This is a genomic window from Shewanella halifaxensis HAW-EB4 (assembly GCF_000019185.1).
Lineage (GTDB): Bacteria > Pseudomonadota > Gammaproteobacteria > Enterobacterales > Shewanellaceae > Shewanella > Shewanella halifaxensis.
In genome coordinates this window covers 1,403,403-1,423,688 of sequence record NC_010334.1, presented here as the reverse complement: position 1 = coordinate 1,423,688, position 20,286 = coordinate 1,403,403, and the positions used below count along the sequence as shown (strand labels likewise).

Annotated in this window: 18 protein-coding genes and 4 tRNA genes; 14 read left to right on the top strand and 8 right to left on the bottom strand. The window is 44.5% G+C overall.

The annotated features are described in order from the left end of the window. Positions 1–19 precede the first annotated feature (19 nt). From SHAL_RS05965 to SHAL_RS05935, 7 genes are all read left to right on the top strand, one after another. The gene (locus SHAL_RS05965; protein WP_012276281.1) at positions 20–568 is read left to right on the top strand and encodes a YggT family protein; all 549 of its coding nucleotides are present in this window, start codon (positions 20–22) and stop codon (positions 566–568) included. Then, positions 568–855, top strand: coding sequence for a DUF167 family protein YggU (gene yggU, locus SHAL_RS05960; RefSeq protein WP_190273624.1), 288 nt, complete (start codon positions 568–570; stop codon positions 853–855). Before SHAL_RS05965 ends, yggU begins: the two co-directional genes overlap by 1 nt. 83 nt (positions 856–938) lie before the next feature. After that, a complete protein-coding gene (locus SHAL_RS05955) occupies positions 939–1,373 on the top strand; it encodes a DUF4426 domain-containing protein (protein WP_012276279.1) in 435 nt (144 codons plus the stop codon). A 125-nt stretch (positions 1,374–1,498) separates the two neighbouring features. Next, positions 1,499–2,098 (top strand): RdgB/HAM1 family non-canonical purine NTP pyrophosphatase, encoded by a 600-nt coding sequence (gene rdgB / locus SHAL_RS05950; RefSeq protein WP_012276278.1) that lies wholly within the window; start codon positions 1,499–1,501, stop codon positions 2,096–2,098. Then, the gene (hemW, locus tag SHAL_RS05945; protein ID WP_012276277.1) at positions 2,098–3,234 is read left to right on the top strand and encodes a radical SAM family heme chaperone HemW; all 1,137 of its coding nucleotides are present in this window, start codon (positions 2,098–2,100) and stop codon (positions 3,232–3,234) included. Before rdgB ends, hemW begins: the two co-directional genes overlap by 1 nt. Before the next feature lie 155 nt (positions 3,235–3,389). After that, the gene (locus SHAL_RS05940; protein WP_012276276.1) at positions 3,390–5,258 is read left to right on the top strand and encodes a DUF885 domain-containing protein; all 1,869 of its coding nucleotides are present in this window, start codon (positions 3,390–3,392) and stop codon (positions 5,256–5,258) included. 281 nt (positions 5,259–5,539) lie between these two features. After that, entirely contained in the window at positions 5,540–7,126 is a 1,587-nt protein-coding gene (locus SHAL_RS05935; protein ID WP_012276275.1) for a cytochrome ubiquinol oxidase subunit I, read from the top strand. Positions 7,127–7,183: 57 nt separating this feature from the next. On the opposite strand, the gene SHAL_RS05930 is transcribed toward SHAL_RS05935, so the two are convergent. Next, entirely contained in the window at positions 7,184–8,068 is an 885-nt protein-coding gene (locus SHAL_RS05930; RefSeq protein WP_012276274.1) for a LysR family transcriptional regulator, read from the bottom strand. Between the two features lie 178 nt (positions 8,069–8,246). Further along, the gene (locus tag SHAL_RS05925; protein WP_041415864.1) at positions 8,247–8,543 is read right to left on the bottom strand and encodes a hypothetical protein; all 297 of its coding nucleotides are present in this window, start codon (positions 8,541–8,543) and stop codon (positions 8,247–8,249) included. Between the two features lie 414 nt (positions 8,544–8,957). Here SHAL_RS05925 and SHAL_RS05920 point away from each other — a divergent pair, with 414 nt between their 5' ends. Continuing rightward, entirely contained in the window at positions 8,958–10,076 is a 1,119-nt protein-coding gene (locus SHAL_RS05920) for a TDT family transporter (RefSeq protein ID WP_012276272.1), read from the top strand. 76 nt (positions 10,077–10,152) lie between these two features. Here the strand turns inward: SHAL_RS05920 and SHAL_RS05915 are convergent, their stop codons facing one another. From SHAL_RS05915 to trmB, 6 genes are all read right to left on the bottom strand, one after another. Further along, positions 10,153–12,093 carry a hypothetical protein gene (locus SHAL_RS05915; protein ID WP_012276271.1) on the bottom strand — a complete coding sequence of 647 codons (1,941 nt, stop codon included), beginning with the start codon at positions 12,091–12,093 and terminating at the stop codon, positions 10,153–10,155. Positions 12,094–12,854: 761 nt separating this feature from the next. Further along, a complete protein-coding gene (locus tag SHAL_RS05910) occupies positions 12,855–13,796 on the bottom strand; it encodes a LysR family transcriptional regulator (protein WP_012276270.1) in 942 nt (313 codons plus the stop codon). A 331-nt stretch (positions 13,797–14,127) separates the two neighbouring features. Next, positions 14,128–14,943, bottom strand: a complete 816-nt coding sequence (locus SHAL_RS05905; protein WP_012276269.1) for a YggN family protein — start codon at positions 14,941–14,943, stop codon at positions 14,128–14,130. 244 nt (positions 14,944–15,187) lie between these two features. After that, complete coding sequence (gene glsB / locus SHAL_RS05900) at positions 15,188–16,102, bottom strand: glutaminase B (protein ID WP_012276268.1); 915 nt, start codon at positions 16,100–16,102, stop codon at positions 15,188–15,190. Then, the gene (locus SHAL_RS05895) at positions 16,102–16,428 is read right to left on the bottom strand and encodes a YggL family protein (RefSeq protein ID WP_012154366.1); all 327 of its coding nucleotides are present in this window, start codon (positions 16,426–16,428) and stop codon (positions 16,102–16,104) included. Before SHAL_RS05895 ends, glsB begins: the two co-directional genes overlap by 1 nt. 50 nt (positions 16,429–16,478) lie before the next feature. Continuing rightward, positions 16,479–17,192, bottom strand: a complete 714-nt coding sequence (gene trmB, locus SHAL_RS05890) for a tRNA (guanosine(46)-N7)-methyltransferase TrmB (protein ID WP_012276267.1) — start codon at positions 17,190–17,192, stop codon at positions 16,479–16,481. Between the two features lie 250 nt (positions 17,193–17,442). On the opposite strand from trmB, the gene mutY reads away from it, so the two are divergent. The 6 genes from mutY (at position 17,443) to SHAL_RS05860 (ending at position 19,986) form a co-directional block, all read left to right on the top strand. Continuing rightward, positions 17,443–18,507, top strand: a complete 1,065-nt coding sequence (gene mutY, locus SHAL_RS05885; RefSeq protein ID WP_012276266.1) for an A/G-specific adenine glycosylase — start codon at positions 17,443–17,445, stop codon at positions 18,505–18,507. Positions 18,508–18,509: 2 nt separating this feature from the next. Beyond that, on the top strand, positions 18,510–18,788 hold the full coding sequence (locus SHAL_RS05880; RefSeq protein ID WP_012276265.1) for an oxidative damage protection protein: 279 nt from the start codon (positions 18,510–18,512) through the stop codon (positions 18,786–18,788). Positions 18,789–19,141: 353 nt separating this feature from the next. Next, positions 19,142–19,217 (top strand) — tRNA-Phe (locus tag SHAL_RS05875). A 52-nt stretch (positions 19,218–19,269) separates the two neighbouring features. Continuing rightward, a tRNA-Thr gene (locus SHAL_RS05870) sits at positions 19,270–19,345 on the top strand. A 437-nt stretch (positions 19,346–19,782) separates the two neighbouring features. After that, positions 19,783–19,858 (top strand) — tRNA-Phe (locus tag SHAL_RS05865). A 52-nt stretch (positions 19,859–19,910) separates the two neighbouring features. Next, positions 19,911–19,986 (top strand) — tRNA-Thr (locus tag SHAL_RS05860). Positions 19,987–20,286: the final 300 nt, after the last annotated feature.

The following is a 20,286-nucleotide window of genomic DNA, read 5'->3' as shown; positions in this document are numbered from 1 at the left end:
GAACAAGTAGAGTAAACAGATGAATGCATTTAGTTTTCTGATAAGCACGGTATTCGATCTATACCTGATGGTCGTGGTATTGCGTATTTGGCTACAATTAGCCAAAGCCGATTTTTATAACCCATTTAGCCAATTTATCGTAAAAGCCACCCATCCGATTGTAGGCCCAATGAGACGCGTGTTGCCCTCTTTCGGCAATTTTGATACCGCCTCCTTCGTATTGGCGATAACCGTTGTTATTACAAAATTTGTTGTCTTAAGCCTGATGGCCGGTGCGGCAATTAATATCCCAACATTATTGCTTGTCTCGCTGGTTTCAGTGATTAAAGAGGCGGGTGTACTGCTGTTCTGGATGTTGATCCTACGCGCAATTTTAAGTTGGGTAAGCCAAGGTAGTAACCCAATTGAGATGGTTATGGGTCAACTAACTGAGCCTTTACTTGCGCCTATTCGCCGCATTTTACCACCAATGGGTGGCCTAGATTTGTCGTTACTGGTAATGATGATTATCCTTAACTTCGTCAACATCTTGCTTGCGCAATACGTGCCATTTTGGGCTAGCGTATAGTGACTCCAGCACTAATGCAGCAGGGTGACCTGCTGCTGCAACTCTATATTCAGCCTAAGGCCAGTCGAGATCAAATCGTTGGCCTACACGGTGAAGAGATAAAAATCGCCATCACAGCCCCACCTGTCGACGGCAAAGCCAATGCCCACCTCACCAAGTATCTATCTAAAGCCTTTAAAGTGCCCAAGGGGGATATTGAAATTACCAAAGGCCAGATGGGGCGCCACAAGCAGGTGAAAATCACCGCCCCTAAGCTTATTCCGGCCGAAGTACAAAACCTTTTGTAACCTTATAGTTATCATTACAATAGCGCATTGAGTTCAACTAAGCTCTATACTGTTAACAAGATATCTTCTTAAGGAAAACAAATATGGTCCGTGCTTTAACCACTATGCTAATGCTCTGCTTTTGCCTAAGCAGCAACGCATTTGCCGAACAAAAAGAAAAAGTGGGTAACTACGATATCCATTATGTCGCGCTTAGCAGCACCTTTCTAACCCCAAGTATTGCCAAGTCTTACGGGATCCAGCGCAGTAGCTACACTGGGATTATTAATATTGCCGTGCTCGACACCAGCGTCAAAGGTAACCCTGCCGTCCCTATTGAGATTTCAGGTGTCGCCAATAACTTACTCGATGCTAGAGTCGATTTAAAATTTAGAGAAATTCGCGAAGGTGATTCTATCTATTACGTCGCCGAAGTTCCCTACCGTAATGATCAAGAGATCAACTTTAAAATCGCAGTGAAGTACGGCAAAAAACTTAATACCACACTTAATTTCAAACAGAAGTTCTACGTCGAATAGGCGCGAGTGAAAATTAAAAAACACAGGGGCCTAGCGCCCCTTTTTTTATACGCTTTGACTACCGAAACCCGCTTATCTCGGCTATCATTGCCGCCATTATTTACTGACTCATCTACAGGCATCCCATGAATCAAATCGTCCTCGCCAGCGGCAACAAAGGTAAACTCAAAGAATTTTCAGAATTGATGGCCAATTACGGCGTCGAGATCTTAGCTCAGAGCCAGTTCAATGTGTCTGAAGTTGCCGAGACCGGAACCACCTTCGTTGAAAATGCCATTATCAAGGCGAGACATGCTGCAGAGATCACCGGCCATGCCGCGATTGCCGATGACTCTGGTCTAGAAGTAGACTTTCTGCAAGGCGCACCTGGTATTTACTCTGCGCGCTATGCGGGCGAAGGCGCTAAAGATGAGCAAAATTACACTAAGCTATTAAGCGCACTTGAAGGTCAAACTGAGCGTAATGCCCGTTTTCAATGCGTCTTGGTTTATATGCGTCATGCAAAAGATCCGACCCCAATCATCTGCCAAGCCTCATGGGAAGGCACTATTGCCTTTGAAGCTCTGGGTGAAAACGGCCACGGCTACGACCCAATCTTTATTCCAGCAGAGCATGACTGCGCAGCAGCCGAGCTAAGCAGTGATGAGAAAAACAAACTCAGCCATCGCGGTAAGGCATTGGTATTGTTAATTGAAGCCATGAAGCAACAAGGTATCTTTAACTAATGTTAACCCTGCCACCGCTAAGCCTCTATATCCATATTCCTTGGTGTGTACAGAAGTGTCCTTATTGTGACTTCAATTCCCATGGACAACATGGCGAACTGCCCCAGACTGAATATGTCGATGCCCTGATTAAGGATCTCAAACAGGATCTGCATTATGTGCAGGGCAGAGCTTTACACACCATTTTTATCGGTGGCGGCACCCCCTCTTTGTTTGATGCCGCGCACATTGCGCGTTTACTGACTGAAGTCGATACCCTTATTCCCTTTAGCGACAATATTGAAATCACCATGGAGGCCAACCCTGGTACCCTAGAACATGATGATTTTGAGGCCTATTGCAAGGCAGGTATTACTCGCCTTTCAATCGGAGTGCAGAGCTTCTCTACCGATAAGCTCAACCTGCTAGGGCGCATTCATAATCAAGATGAGGCTCAGGTGGCTGCCCAAAAAGCGAAAGTCTCGGGCTACCAGAGCTTTAACTTAGACTTGATGCATGGTTTGCCAAACCAAAGTTTTGACGAGGCTCTGGCCGACATTGAAACGGCAGCAGAGCTTGCGCCGCCGCACCTGTCTTGGTATCAACTAACGATTGAGCCTAATACCCTGTACCACTCTAAACCGCCACAATTGCCAGATGATGAAAACTTGTGGCAGATCTATGAGCAAGGACAAAAGCGTCTAGCCGAACTGGGTTATCAGCAGTATGAGATCTCGGCTTACGCAAAAGAGGGCTATCAGTGCAGACATAACCTTAACTATTGGCAGTTTGGTGACTACCTAGGCATAGGTTGTGGTGCCCACGGAAAAGTGACCTTACTTAATGAAAATAAGATTATTCGCACCGTCAAAATTAAGCACCCTAAAGGCTATTTAGCGGCTGATATCTACACCTACGAAACCACCGAAGTGGCAGAGGAAGACAGGGCCCTAGAGTATCTGATGAATCGCTTACGCCTAATGAGTCCCATTCCAAAACTTGAGTTCGAGCAGCGCACCAGTTTGCCCCGAGACACGATTAGTGACGGCATCAAGCAAGCCTGTGCTAAAGGCTTAATGACAGAATCAGATGAACACTGGCAGTTGACTAGCAAAGGCCACCTATTCGTCAACGAGCTGCTGTCACAGTTCCTGTAGTGAACATTAAACCCTACTAATACTTATTAAGCCGTTGAATTAATGGTCATTAGGCTAACAATTTGCTTCTATAGAAATATTTTCTAACACTTAAAACAAAAAATTGACCGACGGCTTCTTTAGGATAACTAACATAATTCTAAGGAAGCCTAAAAATGCCCATAAAAACAAAAATTAGCCTTATCGCCCTTTCACTATCCATTGGACTAAGTGCCAACCCTACTATTGCCGCACCAACTTCCGCCTCCTTTTTAAGCCCAAGTGAGCCCGTAGCCCATAAGGCAGAGAGTGAGTCAGAAAAAGCTAACGCCTTGTTTGAAAGCATTTTTATGGAAAACGTGATGGCCAGCCCCATCTCTCAAACCCATCTCGGTATTAAAACCGATTATGATAAATGGGACGAGATGGGGGACACTGCAGACGATGCCGCCCTTGCACGCACGAAGAAACACCTCGCGCAGCTCAAACAGATCGATGTCAGCAAACTAACAGGCCAAACCTTACTCAGCTATCAGCTGCTGACACAAAAACTTGAGCAAGTCATTATCGATGACAAATGGCGCTACCATAGTTACCCCGTCAACCAGATGTATGGCGGCCACTCACAAATCGCCTCTTTCTTAATTAACCAACATCAGATTGGCAATATAGAAGATGCCAAGGCTTATATTAGCCGTCTACAAGGGGTGCCTAAGCGTTTATCTCAGCTACAGGGCGCATTAGAAGTGCGCGAGAGCAAAGGGATTATCGCACCGAAGTTTGTCTTCCCATATGTGATCACCGACAGCCAAAATATCGTTGCAGGTGCGCCCTTCACTGCTAAGTCTGATAGTGGTGAAAAGGCACAAGACAGTGCGTTATGGGCCGACTTTAAACGAAAAGTCTCAAGCTTAGAGATCAGCGATAGCGATAAAGAAAGCCTATTGCGTGACGCTAAAACCGCATTAGTTAACGATGTAAAGCCTGCCTACGACAAGCTAATCGCCTACATGACCAAGCTTGAAACCAAGGCTGATATCCGTGATGGTGCGTGGAAGTTCCCCCAAGGCGACACGTACTACAACAACGCACTGGCGCGCACCACCACAACCGATATGACCGCCAGTGATATCCATCAGCTTGGCCTTTCAGAAGTCGCACGTATTCATAGCGAAATGCGTGACATCATGCACAAGGTCAACTTTGAGGGCTCGCTGCCAGAGTTCTTTAAGTTTATGCGTGAGGACGAGCAGTTCTACTACGCCAACGATGATAAAGGTCGCAAGGCATATCTTGATGAGGCCACCGCACTTATCGATACCATGAGCAGCAGGCTCGACGAGGTGTTTAAGATAAAACCTAAAGCACCAATGATCGTTAAGCAGGTCGAAGCCTTTAGAGAGAAATCTGCCGGTAAGGCGTTTTACAATAACCCCTCTCCTGATGGAAGCCGCCCAGGTACCTACTACGCCAACCTTTATGACATGAAGGCGATGCCTAAATATCAGATGGAGGCACTGGCCTATCACGAAGGTACGCCGGGTCACCATATGCAGATTGCTATCGCTCAAGAACTTGAGAGCGTACCCAAGTTTCGTAAATTTGGTGGCTATACCGCCTATATCGAGGGCTGGGGTCTGTACAGCGAATACTTTCCGAAAGAGATGGGCATGTATTCAGATCCCTACTCAGACTTTGGCCGCCTAGCCATGGAGCTTTGGCGCGCATGTCGATTAGTGGTCGATACTGGAATTCATGCTAAGAAGTGGACCCGTGAAGAATCTATCGAATACTACGTATCGAATACCCCCAATGCTAAATCGGATGCCGTGAAGATGGTGGAACGCCATATCGTGATGCCATCACAGGCCACCGCCTATAAGGTCGGGATGATCAAGCTACTGGCCCTGAGAGATAAGGCGCAACAAGCCTTGGGCGATAAATTCGATATTCGTGACTTCCACACAATCGTCCTCAAGAACGGTCCTGTACCGTTGGATGTACTGGAAAGCGAAATCAACCTTTGGATTGAGCAAAGTAGCTAATCATCTAATGATGATTCTAGGTTAAGCTTAGAATCTGAACTAGAAACTCTGACTCAGGCTCTGAGTCAGAAAGTATCACCGGCCACAACACTGTTGTGGCCTATTTTGTATGACTTTTAGCTTTTATCTCGACGACTAAATAATCTTTCAAGCTTAGCAAAATGCTATCGACTCTCCCTTCAGTCACTGCACCAGCCTATCTTCGCAGGAAAAACAGATTCAACTTGTAGGAAAACCAATCCTGATATGCTCCGGCCAACTATATGGATAGGTATGTAATCATGATTGAACACGCGTTAACCGATACCGCTAGACTCGAGTTTGGCCTCAGTATGATGGTGCACCAGATTTTTGTGCCATTGTTTATAGGCCTGATGCTAGTCACTGCGATTTTTGAAACCTTATACGTCACTAAATCAAATGCTGAATATAAGTCGGCAGCCCAATTTATTGGCAAACTGTGTTTGCCAATTGTCTTTGTATTAATTATCACAGGCATACTCACACCGCCGATGCCGGAGGACTGGCAACAACTCGATCTCTTTATCAACAGCGTATTTAGTGAATATGTTGGACTACTTGGCACCATAGTGTCCACTGGCATGCTGATTTGGCTCACGGCTGTGGTCCTGTTCTATATCGGTTGGCGACACCTGCCCGCTAAGCTCCACCTTTTCATCACTTGGTTATTACCCTTTATCTGTGCCTATACCGAGCTGCCTGTCATCGTACTCAATGGCTGGATGCATGACCCAAGCTCTGCGATGCAATTTGATATCAACACCATGACATATCAAGCTGCATCGCTGTATGAGATTGTTACTACACCGATGGCAAGTACGCGTTTTGCACATATGTTTACCGGGGCATTCTTAATCGGCGGCGTGACACTGATCTCGCTATCTTGCTACTACCTACAGAAAAATAGCCAGCAAGCTTTTGGCCAAGCTGGGGTTGTGATTGGCGCCAGTATCGGCTTATGTTTCTCACTATTTGCCCTATTTAGCGGAGACATTCACGGCCGTGACGTTCATCAGGCACAACCGATGAAACTCGCGCAGCTTGAAGCGCTATGGGAGACAGAGCAAGATGGCGCAGATCTGGTGTTATTAGCACTACCGGATCAGCAAGCAGAAAAGAATCACTTCGAAATTAAAATTCCTCAACTCTTAGGCTGGATGCTATCGGGAACTGATAGCAGTGAGCAAGTGAAAGGGATCAAGCAGTTAAGAGCCGAAAATATGCAGCGTATTCGCAATGGACTATTAGCCCGTCAAGCAATCACTCGTTACTCAGACGACTCAAGTACAGACAAACAAGCCGATAGAGATCTAATCCAAGCCTATCAGCACAATCTTGGCTACGCAGAGCTAGTGCGCAAATATAATCCGCAGCTAATTGATGTCACCGAAGAGCAGATCCGCAGCGCAGCCAATGATACGGTTAACAATGTGAGCGTGTTATTTTTTAGCTTCCGAGTGATGGTGGGGGCAGGGCTGTTTATCTTACTGCTGAGCAGTTACTGGGTTTACCTCGCAGCCAAAGGCAAACTACAAAGTGCAAGTGATAGGTTGCTTAAACTCAGTACCTACGCCCTGCCCATACCCTTTATCGCGTACCTCTCTGGCTGGTTACTCTCTGAGTATGGCCGCCAACCTTGGGTAGTTTATGGCGTCATGCCAACACTACAAGGAGCGGGAACGTTTTCTGCTGGCGAAACCCATGGTTTCCATGTCCCGACCCTATTGATGAGCTATGGCGTATTGGCTGTTATCTTTGGTTGGTTACTAACTCGCTGGATCAAAAAAGGCCCTAATCCAGTTACAGCATCTACATCTACAAGTGCCAAACCTTCGGAGGGGTTATGATCTATTTCTCAGTGATTTTTGTCGCGATAGCAGCGGCTATCCTAGCTAACAGACTCATTAAGCACTAGCTACTTTTAGTGACTTTATGAGTGCAACGAGCCATTGGTACAATGGCTCGTTTCTATGTGTAGAAGGAATACATACTACAGAGCTTATCTCATTGCCTCGCTCGTCTAAGGGAAGCGCTTTTAAGTTTTTATAGCTGAGAAAACTCGGTAAAGGAGAGACACTGTCACTATATTCTAGGCAAGCGAATAAACTGCCTAGGTCTTCACACTGCAAGCGAACACTATGTTCAACCTCTCTTTGATATAGATATCGAGAAAAACGCACGGCGTCAGTATTCCAGCCATGGATCTTAAGAATTGCTAATGGAGATAGCAAAGCCTCACTCGCGGTTATCGCACTGTGTTTGGCACCAGTCATCAACATTATCTCATGTCGTTGGACTACATACTGCGTAATCGATTGTGTGCAATTTTCATTAAGAAAATGCAAGCCCGCATTAATACTGCCATCGAGTATTTTCTGGTAACTATCTTCTTGCCATTGCACGATCTCAAAATTGGCGAGTGGAGCTTGTTCTAACAAGGTTATCAATAGCTTGGGCTGATAATAATGCAGCAATGCAACGTTCGCAGCCAGAGTGATTTTGCCTCGATATAACTTAGGAGCAAATAGTTCAGAGTCAAATGCAGCATCGATATCTTTTTGAATTTTACTCAGCTTTGCTGCGAGCGTTAATGTATAGGTTGTCGGCTCTAGCCCCGACAACTGCCTGATAAAAAGTGGATCGCAGAGCTCCTCACGCAATCTCTGCAGGTTTTTCGATATGGCACTAGTCGTTTTACCTAAGCGCTGCGCGGTACGGCTCATGTTTTTAGTATGAACTAAATCTAATAACAGTCCGATTTGATTAAGATCTGAGATATTTCTTTTCAATGGCCACCCACTTTTTAAACGAGTCAAAAAGAATAAATAGACTCTTAGCGACCCTCCTTAGTTCAATATCGTTAGCATCAATTACAACAGTTCTTAACAGCGCGCCCTTTAATACCAGCGCGCTACCTCTTGTACATTTATCCCACTTAATAGCAGGATAGTGAAACGGCTAATTTGATTACGAATTATCAGCCTTGGTCGTTAGGCTCTTTTGTTTATCATTTATACACTCTTTAGCGTCGGTAACATGCCCATTGGCGGTACCACACGCATCGGCATACCATTGGACCTTAACGCCCCGTACGGCAGTATGCTGTGGGCCAGCCTGACCATTCCAACTTGCCTCAAGCTCGGCCTTACTAATGGAATTGTAACCACCAAAACCCTGCCCCCCTCCTCTAGCGTAAAGATTGCCACTGGTTAATGCGATTAACACGGCAAGTAGTAAATAGTGTTTTCTATTGATAATGTTCATTGCTGCATCCTTCTATATCTTAAGATTTCTAGATCTTATTAGCAGGTGATTACTCTTAGAAAGTTGAAATTATGCAACCTTTCTAGGCTCAACGTTGAGCAAATGAAAGCACACCCGAGGATAACTATTCGCATAACCGTTAGTTAACCGACACAACAGTCAAGGCATCTAGTTACCACTAAGTAGAAAGCGAGAGGATGGGTTTTATTGCACTTAATATTGACGACATTTGTAACAAAAAGCGATCTGTTCAATTACCACTAGCAAACGATTAGCCTTTTCTCTGTTAGCCCTACTTTTTCAGCCCTTCAATAGGGCTTAATGCATACTAAAGTCGATTCAACATTGTACTTATTACCTCAAACGAATTAGCTTTAATAAGATAACGTTAAACATTTAGCGGTAAGGAAATATATGTCTGAAAATACACCAATTGAGCTAAGTACAGAGATAGGTCCAAACTGGTTTGCCTCGGTTATGGGCACTGGCATCATCGCTAATGCCGCTATTGGACTGCCGATGTTCGGTGGCCATTTAAGTGGCATAGGGCTGATTATCTGGTTACTCGCATCCTTGATGTTAATCACTATGATATTGCTAAAAACGATTCAGACCATTATCAAGCCCCACATTATAAAGCGGCAATTTAACGATCCTGTTATGTCGCAATTTTTTGGTGCGCCTCCAATGGCGATGCTTACCATAGCAGGAGGAACCCTATTGTACGGCCAGCAAGTGATGGCCATTGATACCGCCATTACAATCGCTTGGGGTCTGTGGATAGTGGGGACTCTGCTTGGGCTCGTTACCGCCGTTATTATTCCGTTTCGTCTTTTTACTCATCATCAAGTCCGCGACGATGCCGCCTTTGGTGGCTGGCTTATGCCCGTCGTTCCGCCTATGGTCTCAGCCGCTATTGGCGCCATGTTAATCCCCCATGTAGAAAGTATCACCCTACAACAGACGCTGCTTTATGCCTGCTATGCCATGTTTGGCATTAGCTTGTTTAGTGCCTTGATTATTATCACAATGATCTGGAGTCGCTTAGCCCACTCCGGCACATCTGGCGGCGCACGTGTCCCGACTCTTTGGATTGTGTTGGGGCCACTAGGCCAATCAATTACCGCAGCAGGCGCCCTAGGTAGCGTGGCGCTACTCGTTGTCGACGAACCTATATCGACGGGAATGAATACCATGGCGATTCTTTACGGTGTTCCAGCCTGGGGCTTTGCTTTTTTCTGGTCGATACTCGCAAGCTTACTGACATTGCGGGCTCTGAGAAGAAAAATGCCCTTCGCTCTCACTTGGTGGGCGTTTACCTTCCCGGTGGGTACTTGCGTAACCGGAACGACGCAACTGGCGTTACATACTGGCCTGCCCGCGTTTGAGTGGGCGGCAGTTCTGTTATTTACCGGCTTAATTTTCGCTTGGATTATCGCAGCGATTGGCACTATAAAGGGCTTGAAAGGTGGCAAAATCATGAAGAACCCAACCACATCGTCCCATGTCGTTTCTAAAAAAGGCCAGCTCTAACACCTCTATTGAAACGCTATATGTCCACAAGAACCTCGGTTCTAGGTTCTAGGTTCTAGGTTCTAGGTTCTAGCATTTAGTCGTAATCACCGACATTGGGAACGGTAAAACTTTTATCATTCCAAGGCCAAGGCACTTTAGCCATAAAGTCTGCAAGCTCTGCGGTATCAGCATGTTGCTCACGGAGCACCACCATCGTCCTGTGCACATGAAATGGATGAATCGGCTCTTGGCCGTCAATGGCAATAAAGTATTCGGCAAGAATATCTAAATATTCACTCTTATCGGCCAAAGCTAACACTGCATCGGCCATAACCGGTGCACCTTTAAGACCCGACAGTTCAGCGGCACTATTCCAGCTAGCAAACTGCTTGATAATGCTCGCTAATAGCGCAGCCCCCTTTTCATCAAAAGCTGCTGAAGCAAACAGATCATATTCGCTTTGAACAATACATCCATTGATTTGCTGATTAACAAAGCCAAAAAATAGTGATGCCTGCTTACCCTGCGGGTAATGCACCTGTAGTTTAGGCATTAAGCTATTGAGCGTTTCAAGCTGTGCCAACTTAACTGAGGCCGCAGTTTCTTGTGCACTAATATCAACTTGCCCACTCGATGTCGGCAGCTCTGTCAGCCCTTTAGGCACGGCTAAATCGAATTCAGCCTGCTGGCAAGCAACTTGGACGATGCTATTGGTAAGGCTCTGACTTCCACTACATCTGATAAGATTGCTATTTGCCAGTAATGTGGCGGGTTCTACTCGCTCCATCTGCCAAATACGCGCATCCTCTTCTTCACCAACCGCCACTATCAATTGCTTGTCTATTTCACCTTGGATAATGATAGGCTCATGGGAAAATACCTGCACTGAACGTGAGTTATCTCCATTGCTAGGCTGCATCAGTTGCAGAATAGGGGATATAAGCTCACCGGTGAATGACAGTTGTTGCACCACACCATCTTGCCACCCAAGCCAAATACTGTTGCCATCAGCAGCAACCCTTGCAGAGGTTAAACACTCAACAAAGGTTTGCAGCTCATCATGGCACCTTGAACTGGTATCGCCTGCCGCTATCGCAGTTAATGACTCCACCAGCTCTTCAGTCTGATAACTGGCACAAATTTGTGATGGACTAAGCCCCCTAACACTGCGGCTCCACAGTGCCTTTTTCTGTTTAAAATCGATAAGCTGCAATATAAAATCAAAGTTTGGCGCTTCGGTGTGTTCAGAAGCCTCTCTCTCTACCAAAGTAACCGTCTCGGCATTAGCAAGCAGCGCAATACCGCGCTTATTATCCATGAAAAAGGTGTTACGAAACGAGATCTCTGTAGGTGCAGGCTTGCCCTCAAGCGGATGAACTTTAGTTTCAGAAGTGAGTGGGTTAAAACTCACAAGTTGATGCATTCGACGCTTTTCACGCTGATAGAACACGAACTCATTATCTGCGACACGAACCATGCTGGCATTAACAAACTTAAACGGCATTTCGTATCGAGTGATCTCCGCCGCATTGAACTCAAAATCGCTAACAATTGCCAGACTCTTTAAGGCTCGCTCTTGCGCTAACGCAATATCGACACAGAATAATGACTTCACGCCGCGTCGCCCGCCTTGCTTAGCGCCAACTATCCAAAGTTTACCATTGCTGAAGCAAGCATCCTCTGTCGGGTACAGTTGCAGCGTTGCTATAGCTGACAGGCTAATCTTGCTTGAATTGACTGCATTAAATTCAGCGCTAAAAATCCGACCTGTTGAGTCAACAGCAATAAAGCGCTCGTCATCAAGCCACTCAGCTAACAAGAGATCGCAATTACAACTACCAAGTAATTCAAACTGACTCAGTAACTCAATATTAAAGCCACTACGTTTAACGACTTGCAGCTGAATAAGTCCATGGTAATACAAACGATGATGCTGAAAAGAGTATTCATGTTGAGGAGCTTGCTTTGAGGTAACTTCTGGTGCTGTTTCAGAGTCAGCAGAACGAGAAAAAAGTGACTTAATTAATTTATTCAATGTAATACATGTCTCATGAAATAAATGACTCTACAAAGCAGAGAAAGCTGAATATTATTCAATATAATCTGCAGCTTAAGATGGTTCACCATCAAGTTTCAAGCGCTTTATTCTAAAACTAAGCTGTAACAGCAGTTGTAATTAAGACTCTTTACTAACTCGAACAACAATGCTTGTTATTACCTGCGGTCAATATAGGAAGGTATTACTGAGACAGATAAGCTGCAGCATTGCGCTTTTGGGCGAATGTGAACAGTAAGCACCACGACTTTCCTCATCTGCAAGACTGAAGTGATTCAACAACTAAAGTGATGGGTATAGGACAAACAGGAAACTGTTTTAAATGCAGAACAAGGGTTGGAATTTTAACTTTGTCACCCCCAAAAAGAAAATACCCCGATTATAAGTAATCGGGGTAAACCAAACTAGGTGATGGTTTTAAGGCTGACATTATTTTAGTTCTTAAACCGTCTGCCAGCATTGATACAAAATGCTTTTTAGCTGCTCTGTATCGCACAATAGAGAGGGGTCATTCTCGATTGCACTATAGGACTCAGAACTTTTGAATCAACTGGCTGCAATTGTATTAAAATGAGAACAAACTTCAACCGAAATGATTTAAAGTTATTTAGTTAAGGCTAAATTTAGCTTAACTAAATAACGAGTAACAAGGATTAAGTGATTGAATAAAAACCAAATAATCCTTCACCACATTAGATCAGTTTCACATTGTTTAAAATAGAAAACAATGTTTCCCCATTTCACTTACGTTTTGCATACAATTCTTTTAAAGGTGCATCCCAATATGGTGGGGTACCGATATGATCTTTTATAAAATCGATAAAGGCACTAACCTTTGGAGCCAAGTGTTTACGTCTTGGATAAACAGCCTGTAGTGGCAAATGATGAGTCAATTGCCAGTCCTGCATAATTGGGACTAGAGTGCCCTTCTCAAGCTCATCTTCAAGCAGGTAACTGGCAAGGTAAACCACACCTAGCCCACTCACTGCTGCAGATTTAAGCGCAGGGGCATTATCGACTCTAAAATTACCTGATACGCCTATTTCACAGAAATCATCACCTTGCTTAAACTGCCAAATACTGTGCTCATGCCATTCACCTTGATATACCAAGCAATTATGATCAACTAGCTGCTCAGGACGGCTAGGTTCACCGTGTTTCTCAACATATGATGGTGAAGCTGCTAACAAAAATTGGCACTTCATCAGTGGTCTAGCAACCATACCTAACGGTAATTGCTCTGACATGGTCAGCAATAGATCTAACCCTTCGTTGACAACATCAACTTTATGGTCAAGCAGACTAACTTGAAGTTCGAGTTCTGGATGTTTAGCCATAAACTCTGGCAAAGCTGGAATGATATGCATGGTACCGAACGACTGAGAGATCCCGACTTTCAATACGCCTCTGGTAGCATCATTAAGATTATGAACGCTAGCAACAGCTTGTTCGGCATCTCTTAATAGCTCTTCACCTTGCGTATACAGTAACTGACCCGCCTCAGTTAAACTCAAGCTTCTTGTGGTACGTTGTATCAACTGAACGCCAAGCTTATGCTCCAGATCCGCCACTTGGGTACTGACTTTAGACTTTGATATGCCTAACTTTCTCGCCGCAGAGCTAAAACTCCCCGCTCGAGCCACATGGGTAAAAATTGCGATTGGTTCTAAAAGTTCTAACATGTAAATCGCCTTAAGGTGTTTACGACAGTAATAGTACTTCCATCGCTAAGACATGCTGTTTTTATATAAAAACCAATATCTTAAGTGAGTATATGTACGCTAGAGTAGAGTTTCTATTATTTACCAATATTTGGATTTTGCTTTTATTTTTAGAAGTATACCAAAAAATCCTCATAACTCATCAAATATGTAGTTTGAGGGGGCTCTAAAGGGAGAGATAGTATAAAAATCTATAGAGGCTTAGAAACGGAAAAGCCCCTGCACAAAGTTGGGATGCAGGGGGGCGTTGCAAATCAGTAGAAGGCAACAGCTCTGTCTAGCGAAACGACATTTACTCTAGTAACCTAGCGTTTGCAGTCTCTACCAGGGGATAATTAGCTAACTCAGGGATCTCATCTCTTAGCTGCTGCTCAAGCACCACTAAGGTTTTGAATCTTTCACATAACTTTTCACCACGAGCCTCTATGTCGTCGGCTTGCTGCTCCATCTGCAGCTCAATCTCTTCGCCGATAGAATCCATCTTCTGTGAGAAGGAGTCCATCTTCTGCTCGAAGCTATCACCATCAGCCGACATCATCTGTGCGCCTAAGGTCATCATCATGCTACCGAGTGAGTTCTGCACTAGCTCTTCCATCTCTTGCTCAAACTCTTCACCAAAAGCATCTTCCAGAGAAGACTCGGTTGATCCAAGATAAAACTTATCACCATGCTGGTAGGCAACGCTTTCGATACGCTCCTCAAGACCGGCCATCATCTCGTCTATCTTGGCACCTGAGCTATCACCTAATAGTGGAGTCAGGGCAAGAGTCACTGCCGTTGATGCCATCTCGACGGCATCATTTACCAGCTCAATAACTTCAGGCACCTGCGAAGAGACTTCTTGTGAATACTGGCTCACTAAAGCCTGCTGCTGCTTGTTAAGTGAGACTTGCTTACCATTAACAAACAACTTGTCCATTTCGATACGATATTTCTCATCGCCGACCTCACTCACGATAAGCTTCTTAGGTTCGACTGTGACATCATAATTAAGCGAGACTTCGCACTCATTATTTACGTCATGGTCACTATGAGCGGCAACCGTCTGTAGGCTAGTTACCGAAAGTAATACCGCTGAGATCCCAACTGAGGTCAGTAATTTTTTCATCGCATCAATCCTTTATAGCTATTGTCTGTATGATTTTATTTTTCAATCTTGACAGGAATAAAGCACAGACCGTGCCAAATAGTATAAATCTTTATTTTTAAAGGATTTTGCTAGATGTGCATAGCAAGAACACTCACTGTGAAATAATATATTTGGCCAGTTAAACTAACAATTGGCCAAATATCACAAACCGCTGATGTAGGTACTGATATCGATGCAGATATAAATAATAGAGCGAGGAAAACTAAAAAATAGACCGGCCTAGAGTCTGGCTCAAGGTCTCTAACACTGCAGTGCCTGCCAAAGAGTTACCATTGGCATCAAGTTCAGGAGACCAAACACACACAGACATATCGCCAGGGATCACCGCGATAATGCCGCCACCGACACCGCTCTTACCCGGCATACCGACTCGATAAGCGAACTCACCCGCACCGTCATAAAGACCAGATGTGGCTAATAAGGCATTTAGCTGCCGATTTTGCACCGGCGAAATAAGTTGCTTACCTGCGAGGCTTTTACCAGAGTTAGCCAGATAAAACATAGCACGGGATAGATCGGCGCAGCTCATACGAAGTGAGCAATAGTGAAAGTAGCTGTGTAGCACAGTATTGACGTCGTTATTAAAGTTACCAAATGATTTCATCAGGTAAGCAATAGCGGCGTTTCTCGCACTGTGTTGATATTCAGACGCGGCAACGACTTTGTCGTAACCCACTCTATGGTTTTCACTTAAACCCCGAACAATTTCAAGCATCCGGTGCTTAGGCGCACCCAGGCGACTCTGCAGAAGATCGGCAATGACCAACGCGCCAGCATTAATAAAAGGATTTCGCGGTAAGCCTTTTTCTAATTCAACCTGTACTAAAGAGTTAAAAGAGTGGCCAGAGGGTTCTTTACCGACTCGTGACCAAATCTCATCTTCTTCATACAGCATTAGTGCCAAGGTAAGACTGAACACCTTAGAGATACTCTGAATTGAAAAGGGCTCGAGATAATCTCCAGCCCCTATTGTGACACCGTCAGAGGTGGTCACCGCAATACCTAACTTATTAGCATCGACTTGGGCAAGGGCTGGAATATAGTCAGCCACTTTACCCTGTCCTAAAAGAGGTCGTACTTTTTCGACGATCTCTTCAAGTAATGCCAATTCAGGCATTAGCCCCACCAGATATCGAAAAGCTCACCAATTTCTAGATCAGATACAGGTTGAGCATCGAAGAATGCTTTAACTGCAGCTCGGTTCTCTTCGGTACATTTGCCAATATCTTGAGTAGCAATAATGCCTTCCCACTCTTTGTGCCCGCCACCGTGATAACCAAGACCTGCTGGTTCAATGACTTCATCGATGAACTGATCAACGATTGCATCAATTTGCTCTTCAGTTACTGACTCATTAAAGGTCCAGTTAACGTCAAATCCAAACTCTTGGAACTCATCAACGCGTAATTTCTTACGTAAGCGACGGCTACGGTTTGCTGCCATGGTTGTTCTCCTAGATAGCTTATTTACAGTGTATAAATTCGGTTTAACGCTTAAACGCGCTCAAACATAAGATCCCAAACACCATGACCTAAACGGTGGCCACGCGCTTCGAACTTAGTCAATGGACGATGATCTGGACGTTCAACAACATCACCTGTCGCAGATTGGTTTTTATAACCAGGCGCGGCATTCATCACTTCTAGCATATGTTCGCTGTAGTTTTCCCAATCTGTTGCCAGATGGAATACACCACCCACTTTTAGTTTACTGCGGATCAATTCAGCAAATGGCGCTTGAACGATGCGACGCTTATGGTGACGAGTTTTATGCCAAGGATCTGGGAAGAATAATTGCACACAAGCCAAGCTGCCTTCAGCAATGCTATTCTCAAGCACTTCAATCGCATCATGGTGATAAACACGTAAGTTAGTCACGCCCGCTTCAGCAGCTTCGGCCAAACATGCGCCAACACCAGGTTTATGTACTTCAATACCAATAAAGTTAAGCTCTGGTGATGCTTTAGCCATTGCAACTAATGACGCGCCCATACCAAAACCAATTTCTAAAACGGTATCCGCTTCACGACCAAATACCTCAACTAAATCAATCGACTCAGGAGTGTAGTCTAGGCCCATAATTGGCCATTGCTGCTCCATTGCTTGAGCTTGGCCTTTAGTTAAACGGCCCTCTCTCAATACAAAGCTTCTCACTTTGCGAAGGTATTTACCTTCTTCATTGAATTCAGCGGTTGTTACGTCGCTCATTTTCGCCCTCGCTTTAAGCCTGCTCTCGCATAAGACAGCTATTATTTAAAAAAGAAAGGCATTATCCAAAGTTCAACCTTCAGTGCAAGCCTTATTGTGGCGAAATTATACCAATAATCTCAGTTTGTGCGAGCTGTGCCTTTGCTTTGCCCTTAAATAAGGTGTTTTTTTCACTATCCACCCACTATTTTGCCTTAAAAAGGCCTGTGCTTTACTTGTTTAAACCCAAGGCTGAAGTTACACTGCGCCGATGAAAACTACCGCGCTTTTTTCAACAAGAATTATCCAATGGTACGACAACTTCGGTCGTAAACAACTTCCCTGGCAACTCAATAAAACCCCATATAAAGTATGGATTTCAGAGATCATGCTACAGCAGACTCAAGTTGCCACGGTTATCCCCTATTTCGAAAAGTTTATTGCTCGATTTCCCGATATAGATAGCTTAGCCAGTGCCGAGCAAGACGAAGTGTTACATCACTGGACTGGACTTGGTTATTACGCACGCGCCCGAAACCTACATAAAGCCGCGCAGATAATGCAATCTGAGTTTAATAGCACGTTTCCAACAGACTTCGACCATGTCTTGGCGCTACCAGGTATAGGTCGCTCAACGGCAGGTGCCGTGCTCTCCCTCTCTTTAGGGCTCAACTTTGCTATTCTCGACGGTAACGTAAAGCGTGTTTTGGCTCGCCATGGTGCAATCGAAGGTTGGCCAGGAAAAAAAACTGTCGAACAAGCTCTTTGGCTATTAACTGAAGCGTTAACCCCTGCTAAAGATATTCAAAAGTATAATCAGGCCATGATGGATATTGGTGCGACTGTATGTACGCGCTCAAAGCCTAACTGCGCCCAGTGCCCTGTAGCCATAGACTGCAAGGCACAGTTAAGTGGACGACAGAGCGAGTATCCGGGTAAAAAACCCAAGAAAGTTATTCCAGAAAAATCAGCCTGGCTATTAGTCATAGAAGATAAGCATCAAGTGCATCTTGAAAAACGTCCTCCTGCCGGCATTTGGGGCGGCCTCTGGTGCTTTCCTCAGTTTAGTGACCGAGCCGAACTCGATACTTATATTAAAGATAACCAGTTAAGTGTTAACTCACAGCAAGAGTTAGTCGGCTTTAGACACACTTTTAGTCACTTTCACCTCGATATCCAACCGATGCTGGTACGTGTAAGTGGTATTAGCGATAACCAGATCATGGAACAAGCTTCCACTGTCTGGTATAACTTAACTCATCCACCTAAAGTTGGTTTAGCCGCCGCAACCGAGCGAATTTTGGCCGACTTAGGTTCTGTCTTAATTAAGGAGTAATCATGGCTCGCACTGTAAACTGCGTGTACTTAAACAAAGAAGCAGAAGGCCTAGGTTTTCAGCTTTACCCAGGTGACTTAGGCAAGCGTATTTTTGACAATGTCAGTAAAGAAGCTTGGGCACTTTGGCAGTCAAAGCAGACCATGTTGATCAACGAAAAGAAACTGAACATGATGAATGTTGATGACCGTAAGTTTCTTGAAGAGCAGATGGTAAACTTTTTGTTTGAAGGTAAAGACGTTGAAATTGAAGGCTACGTACCGCAAAAAGACGACGAGTAAAGCTCCAAACTCTATTTAAATCCAAATAAGACGTCGCTTAAAGTTAATTTAAGCGGCGTCTTTTTATTTGCCAACTCTCTATCAGCAATTTTCTAGCACCCATTCACTAAATACTAGCTAGCTAAAAGCTGGCCATTACATGTGAGGTTAAGCTAGTTTTTAACCCCCCATGTCACAATGATTGTTCTCATTTGCAAATTTGCACACAAACTAGCCGAACAGTCACCCGCAATTAAAAAAGCCCTTGCAGGAAATATTTCATCGCTATAAGATACGCGCACTCCAAACGAGACAGGCTTTAAAGGCCCAGTTTGAAGTAGCAAATCTAACGCATACATTAGTAGCGCTTAGTTGCCCGAATAGCTCAGTCGGTAGAGCAGAGGATTGAAAATCCTCGTGTCCCTGGTTCGATTCCGGGTTCGGGCACCAACATTTATTAATGAGTTACCTAACTTGATTAGTTAACTGGTTAAAAAAATAAGCCGGCATAGCTCAGTTGGTAGAGCAACTGACTTGTAATCAGTAGGTCCCGAGTTCGACTCTTGGTGCCGGCACCATAAAAACAAAAAAGCCACTCACTGAGTGGCTTTTTTGTATCTGCAATTCACTCTACTCCAAACTAAACCAAGTTAAGCTAGCCGTTCAACAAGAAAGCCCTATCCATGAGCGAGTGATTTTTTTGTTTCTAAAATGTTTGAATTTAAGCCTTGTTACCTCAAAGCTCAATAAGCTATTGCCTTCCAAAGCTATTCGAATAGTTGCCCAGCCTCACTCATCCCGCCTTGATAATTGAACGGCACTGCCGAAATATACCGCAATCAAAGCCTGAAATGAGGGATAATTCCACATAACGTCTATTTGTCACCCAGTCAGACTTAAAAGCACTTGCCCCCTCGAAAACATCGCTATATTATACGCGCACTCCAAACGAGACAGGCTTTAAAGGCTCAGTTTGAAGTAGCAAATCTAACGCATACATTAGTAGCGCTTAGTTGCCCGAATAGCTCAGTCGGTAGAGCAGAGGATTGAAAATCCTCGTGTCCCTGGTTCGATTCCGGGTTCGGGCACCAACATTTTTTAATGAGTCATTTAGCATTAGCGAATTACTTGTTAGACAAATAAGCCGGCATAGCTCAGTTGGTAGAGCAACTGACTTGTAATCAGTAGGTCCCGAGTTCGACTCTTGGTGCCGGCACCATAAAAACAAAAAAGCCACTCACTGAGTGGCTTTTTTGTATCTGCAGTTTGTCCCGTCCTGAGATAAGTTGACACTTTGGAGACTTATCTATGAAACCTTCAGGTTCAATCAGCTCACTCTGTTCCAAGCGAAGTTAAATTAAGTAAAGAAAGTCTTATCCATAAGCGAGTAATTATTTGTATCCTTTGCTTATCCCGCCAGAGATAAATTTCCCCTTTAAGTTAAGTGCTTCATGTTATAACTCGTATTTAGATCATGTCATTGAAGAAAATCAACGGCAGGCACCGAACAACCGAACCA

Bases quoted from the DNA above. Each gene is read 5' to 3' on its own strand.
- mutY (WP_012276266.1), top strand. From the start codon at position 17,443: ATGAAAACTACCGCGCTTTTTTCAACAAGAATTATCCAATGGTACGAC.
- trmB (WP_012276267.1), bottom strand. From the start codon at position 17,192: ATGAGCGACGTAACAACCGCTGAATTCAATGAAGAAGGTAAATACCTT.
- SHAL_RS05925 (WP_041415864.1), bottom strand. From the start codon at position 8,543: ATGAACATTATCAATAGAAAACACTATTTACTACTTGCCGTGTTAATC.
- SHAL_RS05895 (WP_012154366.1), bottom strand. From the start codon at position 16,428: ATGGCAGCAAACCGTAGCCGTCGCTTACGTAAGAAATTACGCGTTGAT.
- SHAL_RS05955 (WP_012276279.1), top strand. From the start codon at position 939: ATGGTCCGTGCTTTAACCACTATGCTAATGCTCTGCTTTTGCCTAAGC.
- SHAL_RS05910 (WP_012276270.1), bottom strand. From the start codon at position 13,796: ATGTTAGAACTTTTAGAACCAATCGCAATTTTTACCCATGTGGCTCGA.
- SHAL_RS05920 (WP_012276272.1), top strand. From the start codon at position 8,958: ATGTCTGAAAATACACCAATTGAGCTAAGTACAGAGATAGGTCCAAAC.
- SHAL_RS05880 (WP_012276265.1), top strand. From the start codon at position 18,510: ATGGCTCGCACTGTAAACTGCGTGTACTTAAACAAAGAAGCAGAAGGC.
- rdgB (WP_012276278.1), top strand. From the start codon at position 1,499: ATGAATCAAATCGTCCTCGCCAGCGGCAACAAAGGTAAACTCAAAGAA.
- SHAL_RS05965 (WP_012276281.1), top strand. From the start codon at position 20: ATGAATGCATTTAGTTTTCTGATAAGCACGGTATTCGATCTATACCTG.
- hemW (WP_012276277.1), top strand. From the start codon at position 2,098: ATGTTAACCCTGCCACCGCTAAGCCTCTATATCCATATTCCTTGGTGT.
- SHAL_RS05935 (WP_012276275.1), top strand. From the start codon at position 5,540: ATGATTGAACACGCGTTAACCGATACCGCTAGACTCGAGTTTGGCCTC.
- SHAL_RS05905 (WP_012276269.1), bottom strand. From the start codon at position 14,943: ATGAAAAAATTACTGACCTCAGTTGGGATCTCAGCGGTATTACTTTCG.
- glsB (WP_012276268.1), bottom strand. From the start codon at position 16,102: ATGCCTGAATTGGCATTACTTGAAGAGATCGTCGAAAAAGTACGACCT.
- SHAL_RS05940 (WP_012276276.1), top strand. From the start codon at position 3,390: ATGCCCATAAAAACAAAAATTAGCCTTATCGCCCTTTCACTATCCATT.